The 14,842-nt window shown below is 58.0% G+C and carries 11 protein-coding genes; 1 reads left to right on the forward strand and 10 read right to left on the reverse strand.

The features are described from left to right. Positions 1-5: 5 nt before the first annotated feature. From brnQ to sdhC, 10 genes are all read right to left on the reverse strand, one after another. A complete protein-coding gene (gene brnQ / locus ICA16_RS13840) occupies positions 6-1,319 on the reverse strand; it encodes a branched-chain amino acid transport system II carrier protein (RefSeq protein WP_150601214.1) in 1,314 nt (437 codons plus the stop codon). Positions 1,320-1,749: 430 nt separating this feature from the next. Beyond that, positions 1,750-2,631, reverse strand: coding sequence for a succinate--CoA ligase subunit alpha (gene sucD / locus ICA16_RS13845; protein ID WP_042558294.1), 882 nt, complete (start codon positions 2,629-2,631; stop codon positions 1,750-1,752). Next, positions 2,631-3,797, reverse strand: a complete 1,167-nt coding sequence (gene sucC / locus ICA16_RS13850) for an ADP-forming succinate--CoA ligase subunit beta (RefSeq protein WP_007919879.1) — start codon at positions 3,795-3,797, stop codon at positions 2,631-2,633. The genes sucD and sucC overlap by 1 nt, the downstream gene beginning before the upstream one ends. A gap of 183 nt (positions 3,798-3,980) precedes the next feature. Then, positions 3,981-5,417 (reverse strand): dihydrolipoyl dehydrogenase, encoded by a 1,437-nt coding sequence (lpdA, locus tag ICA16_RS13855; RefSeq protein ID WP_129391073.1) that lies wholly within the window; start codon positions 5,415-5,417, stop codon positions 3,981-3,983. 97 nt (positions 5,418-5,514) lie between these two features. Beyond that, positions 5,515-6,741, reverse strand: coding sequence for a 2-oxoglutarate dehydrogenase complex dihydrolipoyllysine-residue succinyltransferase (gene odhB / locus ICA16_RS13860; protein ID WP_150618444.1), 1,227 nt, complete (start codon positions 6,739-6,741; stop codon positions 5,515-5,517). A 42-nt stretch (positions 6,742-6,783) separates the two neighbouring features. Further along, entirely contained in the window at positions 6,784-9,615 is a 2,832-nt protein-coding gene (locus ICA16_RS13865; RefSeq protein WP_150601212.1) for a 2-oxoglutarate dehydrogenase E1 component, read from the reverse strand. 251 nt (positions 9,616-9,866) lie between these two features. Further along, the gene (locus tag ICA16_RS13870) at positions 9,867-10,571 is read right to left on the reverse strand and encodes a succinate dehydrogenase iron-sulfur subunit (RefSeq protein WP_150601211.1); all 705 of its coding nucleotides are present in this window, start codon (positions 10,569-10,571) and stop codon (positions 9,867-9,869) included. Between the two features lie 11 nt (positions 10,572-10,582). Continuing rightward, positions 10,583-12,355: a succinate dehydrogenase flavoprotein subunit gene (gene sdhA / locus ICA16_RS13875; RefSeq protein WP_150601210.1), complete on the reverse strand. Its 1,773-nt coding sequence runs from the start codon at positions 12,353-12,355 to the stop codon at positions 10,583-10,585. 3 nt (positions 12,356-12,358) lie between these two features. Further along, complete coding sequence (gene sdhD / locus ICA16_RS13880) at positions 12,359-12,727, reverse strand: succinate dehydrogenase, hydrophobic membrane anchor protein (RefSeq protein ID WP_007977503.1); 369 nt, start codon at positions 12,725-12,727, stop codon at positions 12,359-12,361. Then, positions 12,721-13,095, reverse strand: coding sequence for a succinate dehydrogenase, cytochrome b556 subunit (sdhC, locus tag ICA16_RS13885; protein ID WP_150601209.1), 375 nt, complete (start codon positions 13,093-13,095; stop codon positions 12,721-12,723). The genes sdhD and sdhC overlap by 7 nt, the downstream gene beginning before the upstream one ends. Positions 13,096-13,457: 362 nt before the next feature. Here sdhC and gltA point away from each other — a divergent pair, with 362 nt between their 5' ends. Beyond that, complete coding sequence (gene gltA, locus ICA16_RS13890; RefSeq protein ID WP_150594210.1) at positions 13,458-14,747, forward strand: citrate synthase; 1,290 nt, start codon at positions 13,458-13,460, stop codon at positions 14,745-14,747. The last annotated feature ends 95 nt before the right edge of the window (positions 14,748-14,842 follow it).

The following is a 14,842-nucleotide window of genomic DNA, read 5'->3' on the forward strand; positions in this document are numbered from 1 at the left end:
CGACGTCAGGCAATGGCTTCGCTACGCTTGCCCAGCAGGCGATCGCAAACCACCGCGACCACCAGAGTCATCACGCACGGCACCAGCCAGGCCAGACCCTGCTCGCTCAGCGGCAGGTTGGACAGCTGCGACGGCAGCCCGTCGGCGAGACCAGCACCTTTCAGCGCGTCGATCAGACCGAACAGGAACGACACCAGCATCACCGGGCCGAGGATGCGGCCATGCTCATGCCAGAAGTCTTTGCAGAAGCTCAGCGCTACCAACACGATGCACGGCGGGTAGATAGCGGTCAGCACCGGGATCGAGAACGCAATCAGCTTGGTCAGCCCGAGGTTGGACACCAGCAGCGAGAACGCCGCCAGGATGATCACCAGCGTCTTGTATGACAGTGGCAGCACACGGCTGAAATACTCGGCACAGGCGCAGGTCAAACCCACCGCCGTCACCAGACACGCCAGCGAGATCAGCACCGCAAGGAAACCGCTGCCCAACGAGCCGAAGGTATGTTGCACATAAGCGTGCAATACCGCCGCGCCGTTGGTGGCACCGACGGCCACTTCATGGCTGCCCGAACCGAGACGGAACAGGCTGACATACACCAGCGCCAGACCGACACCGGCAATCAGCCCGGCGATGATCGCGTAACGGGTGATCAGCGCTGGCGACTCGACGCCACGGGAGCGAATCGCGTTAACGATGACGATACCGAACACCAGTGCACCGAGGGTATCCATGGTCAGGTAACCATTGATGAAACCCTGGGAGAACGGCGCCGCTACGTACTCCGGCGTGCCGTGACCGATATCACCGGCCGGCAAGGCGAAGGCAGCGATGCCCAGCACGGCCAGCGCGATGATCTTCAACGGCGCGAGGAAGCGCCCAACGGTATCCAGCAAACGGCCCGGATACAGCGAGATGAAGAACACCAGCAGGAAATAAACCGAGCTGTAGAGGAACAGCGCCAACGGGCTCTCGCCGGTCAACGGCGCCAGGCCCACTTCGAACGACACGGTCGCCGTACGCGGGGTAGCGAACAGCGGGCCGACCGCCAGGTAGCACGCGGCAGCCAGCACACCACCGGCAATTTTGCCGATCGGGCTGCTCAGGGCATCCATCGCGCCACCGACCTTGGCCAGCGCAACCACGGTGATCACCGGCAAACCGACCGCCGTGATCAGAAATCCTAACGCCGCCATCCAGACATGAGGTCCGGCCTGCAAGCCGACGATAGGCGGGAAGATGATGTTACCGGCCCCAACGAACAGGGCAAATGTCATAAAACCAAGTGCCAGGATGTCCTGACCTTTCAAAACTTTCATTAAGGAAATACCACACTACTGAATCGGAATTTAGAGGGGAATTGCCCTGTGGGATTAGGGAAATGCTGTCGATCCGTATGGGACTGACCCGTAACGCGCGGTGCATGCCTTGTGGGCGGCAGACGCAAAAATGGCTGCTAGCCTAACGAATTTGCCTGATAAACGCACTGTTTGAGGGCGAACTATCCGATACCCGACGTTTCTGTGTCGCGTTTACGTATTTAAATTTCCTTTAATGAAGCAAAGATCAAAAGATCGTCCGATCGCGGCCCGAGCCTTCGGCAGCTCCTACATGGGATGGCATTCCAAGGTGATTTGGGATGAGGTTTATGTAGGAGCTGCCGAAGGCTGCGATCTTTTGATCTTCAGAAACAACAAAGGCCACCCGAAGGTGGCCTTTGCCTGGTAAAGCGTCAGCTAAGCGCGAGGCTTACTTGACAGCCCAACCGGTCAGCTCGGACAAAGCCTTGCCGATGTCTGCCAGCGAACGCACGGTTTTAACGCCTGCGTCTTCCAGGGCAGCAAACTTCTCGTCTGCAGTGCCTTTGCCGCCAGAGATGATTGCGCCAGCATGGCCCATGCGCTTGCCCGGAGGAGCAGTCACACCAGCGATGTAGGAAACAACCGGCTTGGTCACGTGTGCCTTGATGTAGGCAGCCGCTTCTTCTTCAGCCGAACCGCCGATCTCACCGATCATCACGATCGCTTCGGTCTTCGGGTCTTCCTGGAACAGCTTCAGGATGTCGATGAAGTTCGAACCCGGGATCGGGTCACCACCGATGCCGACGCAAGTCGACTGACCGAAACCGGCGTCAGTAGTCTGCTTCACAGCTTCGTAGGTCAGGGTGCCGGAACGCGAAACGATACCGACCTTGCCTGGCAAGTGAATGTGACCTGGCATGATGCCGATCTTGCATTCGCCTGGGGTGATCACGCCTGGGCAGTTAGGGCCGATCAGGACTACGCCCAGCTCGTCGCACTTAACTTTAGCGTCCAGCATGTCCAGGGTAGGAATGCCTTCGGTGATGCAGACGATCAGCTTGATGCCGCCGAAAGCCGCTTCCAGGATCGAGTCCTTGCAGAAAGGAGCTGGAACGTAGATCACGCTGGCGGTGGCGCCAGTTTGAGCAACAGCATCTTTCACGGTGTTGAACACTGGCAGACCCAGGTGCTCGGTGCCGCCTTTACCAGGAGTTACACCACCAACCATCTTGGTGCCGTATTCGATGGCTTGCTGGGTGTGGAAACTACCTTGCGAACCGGTAATACCCTGGCAGATAACTTTGGTGTCTTTATTGATCAGGACGCTCATTATTTGCCCTCCGCAGCTTTGACAACTTGTTGAGCAGCGTCGGTCAGGCTGGTAGCAGCGATGATGTTCAAACCGCTTTCTGCCAGTACTTTAGCGCCCAGCTCAGCGTTGTTGCCTTCAAGGCGAACAACAACCGGGATTTTCACGCCGACTTCTTTCACAGCGCCGATGATGCCTTCGGCAATCATGTCGCAGCGAACGATGCCGCCGAAGATGTTGACCAGTACTGCAGCGACGTTGGTGTCGGACAGAATGATCTTGAACGCTTCAGTTACGCGTTCTTTGGTAGCGCCACCACCTACGTCGAGGAAGTTGGCTGGCTTGCCGCCATGCAGGTTGACGATGTCCATGGTACCCATGGCCAGGCCAGCACCGTTGACCATGCAGCCGATGTTGCCTTCCAGCGCTACGTAGTTCAGTTCGAACTTGGCAGCGTGCGCTTCGCGCGGATCGTCTTGCGACGGATCGTGGAAAGTCTTCAGCTTAGGCTGACGGTACATTGCGTTGGCGTCGATGTTGATCTTGGCGTCGAGGCAGTGCAGATCGCCGTCAGCCTTGATCACCAGCGGGTTCACTTCCAGCAGAGCCAGGTCGTGATCCTTGAACAGCTTGGCCAGACCAACGAAGATCTTGGCGAACTGAGCAACCTGCTTGCCTTCCAGACCCAACTGGAATGCCAGCTCGCGACCCTGGAATGGCTGAGCGCCAACCAGTGGATCGATAGTGGCTTTCAGAATTTTTTCTGGAGTGTCGTGAGCGATTTTCTCGATGTCCACGCCACCTTCGGTGGAAGCCATGAACACGATGCGACGGCTCGAACGGTCAACGACAGCGCCCAGGTACAGCTCTTTAGCGATATCAGTGCACGATTCAACCAGGATCTTGGTGACTGGCTGGCCATTGGCGTCAGTCTGGTAAGTCACCAGACGCTTGCCCAGCCACTGCTGTGCGAAGGCTTTGGCGTCTTCTTTGCTGCGAACCAGCTTGACGCCGCCCGCTTTACCGCGACCACCGGCGTGGACCTGGGCTTTGACAACCCACTCGCTGCCGCCGATTTTGTCGCAAGCTTCTGCTGCTGCTTCTGGGGTGTCTACTGCGTAACCAGTGGAAACTGGCAGGCCGTATTCAGCGAACAGCTGCTTACCCTGATACTCGTGAAGATTCATGCTTTTTACCGTCTTCGTTAGGTACTGCGCATTCGGCGCTGCGCTCGTGATGAGTGCCGCGCCACCTGTGACTGCTGCTTGCGTAGCTGAGCTACGCAAGACTGCGTCCAGCGGACATTCCGCGGTGAGTCTTGCTCGCAAGGCTCACGACGGGCCGTTACCGCCGTGGTTTCTTATTGTCTGTTAACGCTTCTTGCGGTTGGCAATGTGGATGGCGCCGCCATTCACAGCCAGAGCAGCTTCGTGCAAGGCTTCAGACAGGGTCGGATGGGAGAAAACCATCATGCCCAGGTCTTCAGCGCTGGTGCCGAATTCCATGCCGATCGCGCCCTGCTGAACCAGTTCTGCAGCGCTCGGACCAATCACGTGCACGCCCAATACGCGGTCAGTCTTGGCATCCGCGATGACCTTGACGAAACCACCGGTATCGTTGGCGGCCATGGCACGGCCAGAAGCGGCGAACGGGAAGGTGCCGACGTTAACTTCAACGCCTTCAGCTTTCAAGGCCTGCTCGGTTTTGCCAACCCACGCGATTTCCGGGTGAGTATAAATAACCGAAGGGATCAGGTCATAGTTCATCTGGGCTTTGTGGCCCTTGATGCGCTCGACAACCATGATGCCTTCTTCCGAAGCCTTGTGAGCCAGCATCATGCCGCGAACCACGTCACCGATGGCGAAAACGCCCGGTACGGTGGTGGCGCAGTGATCGTCAACGTGCACGAAACCGCGCTCGTCCAGGGTCACGCCGCTGTCGGCAGCCAGCAGATCAGTGGTCACCGGACGGCGACCAACGGCTACGATCAGCTTGTCGAAAGTGATGGTCTGTTCGCCGTTGGCATCGGTGTAGTTCACAACGACTTCGTCGCCATTCACTTTAGAACCGGTCACGCGAGCGCCCAGCTTGATGTCCAGACCTTGCTTGGTCAGGGTTTTCAGCGCTTCCTTGGAAACAGCGGTGTCCGCTGCCATCAGGAAAGTGTCCAGAGCTTCCAGGACAACCACTTCCGAACCCAGACGCGACCAAACCGAACCCAGTTCCAGACCGATTACGCCAGCGCCGATAACGCCCAGACGCTTGGGTACGGTCTGGAATTCCAGCGCGCCAGTCGAATCGACGATGACGTTCTGATCAACCGGAGCCGGTGGAATGTCGATCGGACGCGAACCTGGCGCGAGGATGACGTTTTCAGCTTCGATGATTTCTACCGAGCCGTCTGGCTTGGTGACTTCGACTTTCTTGCCGGCCAGCAGTTTGCCGTGGCCCTGAATCGAAGTAACGCCGTTGGCCTTGAACAGAGTGGCAACGCCGCCGGTCAGGTTCTTGACGATGCCAGCCTTGCGGCCAACCATCGCAGCGACGTCCATTTTGACTTCGCCGGTCGAGATACCGTGAACGTTGAAGCTTTCTTTCGCTTCCTTGTATTTCCAGGAGCTGTCGAGCAGCGCCTTGGAAGGAATGCAGCCGACGTTCAGGCAGGTGCCGCCCAGGGCTTGCTTGCCTTCGGCGTCGGTGTACTTCTCGATGCAGGCAGTGGTCAGACCCAGCTGCGCGGCCTTGATGGCAGCTACGTAACCGCCAGGGCCGGCACCGATCACTACTACGTCAAATTTCTGCGACATTCAAAAAATCCTCTTTAGCGAAAAGCTTCAAGCCGCGCGCTGCAGGCCGTACCACCGTTTCCGGCGATACATCGCCTGCAACACGCGACTGCTTCTATCAGATATCCAGCAACAGACGAGCCGGATCTTCCAGCAGGTTCTTGATGGTCACCAGGAAGGTTACAGCTTCTTTGCCATCGATCAGACGGTGATCGTAGGACAGTGCCAGGTACATCATCGGACGGATCACGACCTGACCGTTGATGGCCATCGGACGCTGGATGATGTTGTGCATGCCCAGAATCGCTGCCTGCGGCGGGTTGACGATCGGGGTCGACATCATCGAACCGAAGGTACCACCGTTGGTGATGGTGAAGGTACCACCGGTCATCTCGTCCATCGACAGTTTGCCGTCACGGGCTTTCTTGCCGAAGGTGGCGATGCCGCCTTCGATTTCAGCCAGGCTCATCAGTTCGGCGTTACGCAGAACCGGAACCACCAGACCGCGATCGCTGGAAACAGCAACACCTACGTCGGCATAGCCGTGGTAAACGATGTCGGCACCGTCGATCGAAGCGTTGACAGCCGGGAAGCGTTTCAGCGCTTCGGTAGCGGCCTTCACGAAGAACGACATGAAGCCCAGACGTACGCCGTTGTGCGACTTCTCGAACAGGTCCTTGTACTTCGAACGCAGCGCCATGACTTCAGTCATGTCGACTTCGTTGAAAGTGGTCAGCATCGCCATGTTCGACTGAGCTTCAACCAGACGCTTGGCCACAGTGGCACGAACGCGGGTCATCGGAACGCGCTTCTCGACGCGATCGCCAGCGGCGAACACAGGAGCAGCAGCCGATGGCGCAGCAGCCTTGGCAGGTGCAGCGGCCGGAGCAGCTTTCTTGGCTTCAACAGCGGCAACCACGTCTTCCTTGGTTACACGGCCATCTTTACCGGTGCCTTTGACGGACGCCAGGTTGATGCCGTTTTCTTCAGCCAGTTTGCGTGCAGCAGGAGCGGCGATAGCGTCTTCGTCGGTGCCGGCAGCAGGTGCAGCAGCGGCTTGTGCTGCGGCCGGAGCAGCAGCGGCAGCCGGAGCAGCGGCAGCAGCGCCGCCCGCCTCGATGGAGCCCAGGACTTCGTCGGACAGAACGGTGTCGCCTTCGTTCTTGACGATTGCGCCCAGTACGCCGTCGGCGGTAGCCAGAACTTCCAGTACGACTTTGTCAGTTTCGATGTCGACGATCAGGTCGTCACGCTTGACGGCGTCGCCCGGTTGCTTGTGCCAGGTGGCAACGGTGCCATCGGCAACCGATTCCGGGAAAGTGGGGGCTTTGATCTCGATAGCCATTATCTGTAGTTCCTTAAATTCGGTTTCAGGTGCGCGAAGGCGTTAAACGGTAAACGCGGCTTGCAGCAGTTTTTCCTGCTGCTCGGCGTGCATCGATGCGTAACCACAAGCAGGTGCAGCAGAGGCATCACGGCCCGCGTACTCGAGTACGAGAGATTTATCGTGTTTGCCAACGATGCGGCGCATGTGGTGCTGGCTGCAGTACCAGGCACCCTGGTTCATCGGCTCTTCCTGACACCAAACGATATGTTTGAGGTTGGTGTAAGGAGCCAGGACTTCAATCAAGTCGTCCTCAGGGAATGGGTACAGCTGCTCGATACGCACGACGGCGATATCGTCACGGCCTTCGGCACGGCGTTTTTCCAGCAGGTCGTAGTAGACCTTGCCGCTACACAGAACAACGCGCTCGACCTTTTTCGGGTCCAGTACATCGATTTCCGGGATCACGGTCTGGAACGAACCTTCGGCCAGATCTTCCAGCGTCGAGATGGCCAGCTTGTGGCGCAGCAGCGACTTCGGAGTCAGGACGATCAACGGTTTGCGCAGCGGACGAATCACCTGACGACGCAGCAAGTGGTAGATCTGAGCCGGCGTAGTCGGTACCGCTACCTGAATGTTGTGCTCGGCGCACAGCTGCAGGTAACGCTCCAGACGAGCCGAAGAGTGCTCAGGCCCCTGACCTTCATAACCGTGCGGCAGCAGCATGGTCAGACCGCACAGACGGCCCCACTTGTGCTCGCCACTGGTGATGAACTGGTCGATAACCACTTGGGCACCGTTGGCGAAGTCGCCGAACTGGGCTTCCCAGATCACCAGCGCATCCGGCGTGGTGGTCGAGTAACCGTATTCGAACGCCAGAACGGCTTCTTCCGACAGGAACGAGTCGTACAGGTCAAAACGTGGCTGACCGTCGTACAGGTGCTGCAACGGAATGTAAGTGCCAGCATCTTTCTGGTTGTGCAGAACAGCGTGACGGTGCGAGAACGTACCGCGGCCGATGTCCTGACCGGTCATGCGAATCGGGTGACCTTCGAACGCCAGGGTCGCGTACGCCATGGTTTCGGCGTAACCCCAGTTGATCGGCAGGCCGCCGGCTTGCATCTTCTGACGGTCTTCGTAGATTTTCGAGACCTGGCGCTGAACCACGAAGCCATCCGGAATTTCCAGCAGCTTGGCGGAAAGTTCCTGCAGGGTCTTGAGGTCGAAGCGAGTGTCGTGACGTGCGGTCCAGGCGTGGCCCAGGTACGGACGCCAGTCCACGAACAGCTCTTTGTTCGGCTCTTTGACCAGGCTTTTCACTACGTGCAGACCGTTGTCCAGCGCGTTGCGGTATTCGTCGACTTTCGCCTGAACACGCTCAGCGTCGAGCACACCGCTCTGAGTCAGACTGTCAGCGTACAGCTCACGGGTGGTGCGCTGTTTGGTGATCTGCTGATACATCAGAGGCTGGGTGCCGCTTGGCTCGTCGGCTTCGTTGTGGCCGCGACGACGGTAGCAGACCAGGTCGATCACCACGTCACGCTTGAACTGCATGCGGTAGTCGATGGCCAGCTGAGTCACGAACAATACGGCTTCCGGATCATCACCATTCACATGGAGGATCGGCGCCTGGATCATTTTCGCAACGTCGGTCGCGTACTCGGTGGAACGCGAGTCCAGCGGGTTGCTGATGGTGAAACCAACCTGGTTGTTGATCACGATGTGCACGGTACCGCCGGTCTTGAAACCGCGGGTCTGCGACATCTGGAAGGTTTCCATCACCACGCCCTGGCCGGCAAATGCCGCGTCGCCGTGGATGGAGATTGGCAGAACCTTCTCACCGGTAGGGTCGTTACGACGATCCTGACGGGCGCGAACCGAACCCTCGACCACCGGGGAAACGATTTCCAGGTGGGACGGGTTGAACGCCATGGCCAGGTGAACTTCACCACCGGTGGTCATCACGTTGGACGAGAAGCCCTGGTGGTATTTAACGTCACCGGAACCCAGCTCGACCTTCTTCTTGCCTTCGAACTCGTCGAACAGCTCGCGCGGGTTCTTGCCGAAGGTGTTGACCAGCACGTTGAGACGGCCACGGTGGGCCATGCCGATCACGACTTCCTTGGTGCCATACGAACCGGAACGCTGGATCAGTTCGTCGAGCATCGGAATCAGGCTTTCGCCGCCTTCCAGACCGAAACGCTTGGTACCCGGGTATTTGGTGCCCAGGTATTTTTCCAGACCTTCGCCGGCGGTGACGCGCTCGAGCAGGTGGCTCTTGATGTCGGCGGAGTACGTTGGACGGCCGCGCACGCTTTCCAGACGCTGCTGGAACCACTGACGCTGCTCGGAATCGGTGATGTGCGTGAATTCAGCGCCGATGGTGCGGCAATATGTCTGCTGCAACGCTTCGTGAATTTCGCGTAGGCTCGCTTCCTCTTTGCCGATGAACAGGTCGCCGGCACGGAAGGTCGTATCAAGATCGGCATTGGTCAAGCCGTAATGATTGATCGACAGGTCTGCAGGTGCAGGACGCTGCCACAGCCCCAGCGGGTCAAGCTGGGCTGCCTGGTGGCCACGCATACGGTAGGCCTGGATCAATCGCAGCACTTCAACTTGCTTCTTCTCGTGCTCACTGCTCACGCTGCCGGCGGAAACCGGTTGAGCGCGGCGCTGGTTCTTTGCCAGCAGCACGAAATGATCGCGAATTGTGGAGTGCGAAACATCAGTGGCAGAGCCGCCGTCGGCAGGCAGCTTCTGAAAGTAGGTGCGCCACTCTTCTGGCACAGCGTTAGGGTCGTGCAGGTAGAGCTCATAAAGCTCTTCCACATAGGCAGCGTTTCCACCTGAAAGGTAGGCGCTGTTCCACATGCGCTGCATCACGCTTTCTTGCATGCTTGGTCACCCTCGGTTAGGGGAACACCATCGATGTCGACACCGAGCAAACTTGCAGAAGTCCGAATGCAGCGACTAAAACAAGCCACCTAGGATCACACTGATAGTCCGGGTACCAGCCCGGATGCCCCTGCTTGTCTCATTTCTTCAAAATAAGAGCCGCAGCTTATGGCTGCTGCTCTGGTTATAGCCATGACGCGGGTTGAAGCCCGCGCCACAGCCTCTACGGTGCAGCGGTTACAGCAGCTGAATCACACGCCGCTCGAAAGCAGCATGTTACGGATGTGACCGATGGCCTTAGTCGGGTTCAGGCCTTTCGGACATACGTTGACGCAGTTCATGATGCCCCGGCAGCGGAAAACACTGAACGGGTCATCCAGCGAAGCCAGACGCTCGGACGTCTTGGTGTCGCGGCTGTCTGCCAGGAAGCGATAAGCTTGCAGCAGTGCGGCCGGGCCCAGGAACTTGTCCGGGTTCCACCAGAAGGACGGGCAAGAGGTCGAGCAGCAAGCGCACAGGATGCACTCGTACAGACCGTCGAGCTTTTCACGCTCTTCAGGGGACTGCAGACGCTCGATGGCCGGAGCCGGCGTGTCGTTCTGCAGGAATGGCTTAACCTTCTCGTATTGCTTGTAGAAGATGCTCATATCGACAACCAGGTCACGGATAACCGGCAAACCTGGCAGCGGACGAACGATCAACTTGTTGCCTTTTACGACAGCGGACAACGGCGTGATGCACGCCAGGCCGTTTTTGCCGTTGATGTTCATGCCGTCGGAACCGCAAACACCTTCACGGCAAGAGCGACGATAGGAGAAACCCTCGTCCTGCTCTTTGATCAGGGCCAGCACGTCCAGCACCATCAGGTCTTTACCACCGGTATCGACCTGGAATTCCTGCATGAACGGCGCGGCGTCCTGATCAGGGTTGTAACGATAAACGCTGACTTTCAACATGGCGGCCACCCTTAATAAGTCCGAATCTTAGGTTCAAAAGTCGGAACAGTCTTCGGCGAGAAGTTCACGGCACGCTTGGTGACGCGCTTGTCACCCGGGAAGTACAGGGTGTGGCACAGCCAGTTTTCGTCGTCACGATCTTCGAAGTCTTCACGGGCGTGAGCGCCGCGGGACTCTTTACGGACTTCGGCCGCGATGGCAGTGGCTTCAGCGACTTCCAGCAGGTTTTGCAGCTCAAGCGCTTCGATACGTGCAGTGTTGAACGCTTGCGACTTATCGTTGATTTTCACGTTGGCAATACGGGTGCGCAGGTCTGCCAGCTGGGCAATACCTTTCTGCATGTATTCGCCGGTACGGAACACGCCGAAGTAGTTCTGCATGCAGCTTTGCAGCTCGCGACGCAGTGTTGCGACGTCTTCGCCATCGGTACGGCTGTTCAGTGCGTTCAGGCGCGACAGGGCAGCGTCGATATCAGCTTCGGTAGCGTCATCGTATTCGATGCCGTCGGTCAGCGCTTTCTCGAGGTGCAGGCCGGCAGCGCGGCCGAACACCACCAGGTCGAGCAGCGAGTTGCCGCCCAGACGGTTGGCACCGTGAACCGATACGCAAGCCACTTCGCCGACCGCGAACAGACCATGAATGATCTCGTCCTCGCCTTCAGCGTTCTGGGTGATCGCCTGACCATGAATGTTGGTCGGAACACCGCCCATCATATAGTGGCAAGTCGGAACAACCGGAACCGGAGCAACAACCGGGTCAACGTGTGCGAAAGTCTTCGACAGCTCGCAGATGCCTGGCAGACGGCTGTGCAGCACTTCTTCGCCGAGGTGATCGAGCTTGAGCAGCACGTGGTCGCCATTCGGACCGCAACCGTTACCCGCGATGATTTCCTTGACCATCGAGCGGGCAACAACGTCACGACCGGCAAGGTCTTTGGCGTTCGGAGCATAACGCTCCATGAAACGCTCGCCGTGCTTGTTGATCAGGTATCCACCTTCACCACGGCAACCTTCGGTAACCAGTACACCGGCGCCGGCGATGCCGGTCGGGTGGAACTGCCACATTTCAATGTCTTGTACCGGCACGCCAGCACGCAGAGCCATGCCGACGCCGTCACCGGTGTTGATCAGGGCGTTGGTGGTGGAAGCGTAGATACGACCTGCACCGCCGGTTGCCAGAACAGTAGCCTTGGCGCGGATGTAGGTGGTTTCGCCGGTTTCGATGCAGATGGCGATCACACCGACGAACTCGCCTTGAGCGTTTTTCACCAGGTCGACAGCGTAGTACTCGTTCAGGAACGTGGTACCGGCTTTCAGGTTGCCCTGATAAAGGGTGTGCAGCAGCGCGTGACCGGTACGGTCGGAAGCGGCGCAAGTACGGGCAGCCTGCCCGCCTTTACCGTAATCCTTCGACTGACCGCCGAACGGACGCTGGTAGATGCGGCCCTGTTCGGTACGCGAGAACGGCATGCCCATGTGGTCCAGCTCGTAAACGGCAGCCGGGCCTTCCTGACACATGTATTCGATAGCGTCCTGGTCACCGATGTAGTCGGAGCCCTTGACGGTATCGTACATGTGCCAGCGCCAGTCATCGTTCGGATCGGCAGACGCGATTGCGCAGGTGATGCCACCCTGAGCCGATACAGTGTGCGAACGAGTCGGGAAAACCTTGGTGATCACGGCAGTCTTGTGACCGCCCTGTGCCAGTTGCAGCGCAGCGCGCATGCCAGCACCGCCACCACCAATAATGATGGCGTCGAAAGAAATCGTTGGAATGTTAGCCATGAATCAGATACCCCAGAGAATCTGCACACCCCAGACGAAGTAAGCGAACATCGCAACGCCGCATACTGCCTGGAAAAGGAAACGTACTGCGGTCGCGGACTTGCCCAGCGCCATTGGCGTCAGGTAGTCGGTCGCGATGGTCCACATGCCGACCCAGGCGTGAGCGCCAAGGGCAACGAGGGCCAGCAGACTGAAGATACGCATCCCGTTGTGGGCGAACAGGCCGTGCCACTGGTCGTAGCCAATGCCCGGATTCGCTGCGAGGTATCCGATCAGGAAGATGAAATAAGCCGCGAGAACAACCGCAGACACACGTTGCGCCATCCAGTCATAGAGGCCCGAACGCGAAAGGTTCGTAACGCTGGTTACCATATCCAAACTCCTGCCAGAACGATCAGCACCACGGAAATGGCGACGATGATTTTCGAGCCCAGGCGGCCGCCTTCCAGCGTCTCACCGATGCCCATGTCCATGATCAAGTGGCGCACACCGGCTACCAGGTGATACAGCAGAGCGGACAGGAGGCCCCATGCTACGAACTTGGCCAGCGGGCTGGTCAAGCATGCCTTCACCTCGGCAAAACCTTCCTCGGAACCCAGGGATTTGCCCAATGCATAAAGCATGAAGCCAAGGCCCAGGAAGAGGATGATGCCGGAAACACGGTGAAGAAACGACGTAACGCCGGTGATGGGGAGTTTGATGGTCCTTAGGTCTAGGTTTACAGGTCGTTGGCTTTTCACGGCTTTTTTTTCACACTGAAGAGCCCCTAACAATCAGGGCAAAGTTGTTGGGGAGTGCACTGGTCAGGTAACCACCACCCAGGGATGCGACCCCCAATAAAGCAGGCCCAAAAGCCCTTGGCGGTCGGTGGCCGAGTATAGACAGTTAGGCTACTAATGACAACGCAATCACCTACCCCAAATAGCGCATTGCACAAGTCGTATAAAAGGCGTAAATGGCAGTCAATTTCGAGGAAAAAGGGCACTTAAAGCCTTCTGGAGCAAGACTTTAGGCAAATTGACATTCGAATTTATCTCACTATAGTGGTGCGGGCCCTGCGTGGGGGGTCTGTCTGATGGTTCAAGCATAAATAGGAGGCCACATGGCTGACAAAAAAGCGCAGTTGATCATCGAGGGCGCAGCCCCCGTCGAGCTGCCCATTTTAACCGGCACCGTTGGTCCCGATGTAATCGATGTTCGGGGCCTGACGGCCACGGGCCGCTTCACTTTCGACCCTGGTTTCATGTCGACCGCCTCGTGCGAATCGAAGATCACCTATATCGACGGCGACAACGGCATTCTGTTGCACCGCGGCTACCCGATCGAACAGCTGGCTGAAAAGTCGGACTACCTGGAAACCTGCTATCTGCTGCTCAACGGCGAACTGCCGACCGCAGAACAGAAGGCCCAGTTCGTCAGCACCGTGAAAAACCACACCATGGTTCACGAGCAGCTGAAAACCTTTTTCAACGGTTTCCGTCGCGACGCCCACCCAATGGCCGTCATGTGCGGCGTAGTCGGCGCCCTCTCGGCCTTCTACCACGACTCCCTCGACATCAATAACCCGCAGCATCGCGAAATCTCCGCGATCCGTCTGGTTGCGAAGATGCCGACCCTGGCAGCGATGGTTTACAAGTACTCCATGGGTCAACCCATGATGTACCCGCGCAACGACCTGACGTACGCGGAAAACTTCCTGCACATGATGTTCAACACGCCGTGCGAGATCAAACCGATCAGCCCGGTGCTCGCCAAGGCCATGGACAAGATCTTCATCCTCCATGCCGACCACGAGCAGAACGCATCGACTTCCACCGTGCGTCTGGCGGGTTCTTCGGGTGCCAACCCGTTCGCCTGTATCGCCGCTGGTATCGCCGCACTGTGGGGCCCTGCCCACGGCGGTGCGAACGAAGCCGTTCTGACCATGCTTGACGAGATTGGCGATGTGTCCAACATCGACAAGTTCATCGCCAAGGCCAAGGACAAGAACGACCCGTTCAAGCTGATGGGCTTCGGTCACCGCGTTTACAAGAACCGCGATCCTCGCGCGACTGTAATGAAGCAGACCTGCGACGAGGTATTGAAGGAACTGGGTATCAACGACGATCCGCAACTCCAACTGGCCATGCGCCTGGAAGAGATCGCCCTGACCGACCCTTACTTCATCGAACGCTCGCTGTACCCGAACGTCGACTTCTACTCGGGGATCATCCTCAAGGCGATCGGCATTCCGACCAGCATGTTCACCGTGATTTTTGCGCTGGCACGTACTGTCGGCTGGATCTCCCACTGGAAAGAAATGCTCTCGAGCCCGTACAAGATTGGCCGTCCGCGCCAGTTGTACACCGGCTACGAGTCGCGTGACATTACCAAGCTGGAAGACCGCAAATAAGATTTGTCTTGCGATAACGTTTTAAGTTGTACCGGGAACGGCCTCTATTTATATAGGGGCCGTTTTTGTTTGTTTGGTCTCAGCGGCCTGTGGGC

Origin of the sequence: Pseudomonas anatoliensis, assembly GCF_017976235.1 — a bacterium.
Lineage (GTDB): Bacteria > Pseudomonadota > Gammaproteobacteria > Pseudomonadales > Pseudomonadaceae > Aquipseudomonas > Aquipseudomonas anatoliensis.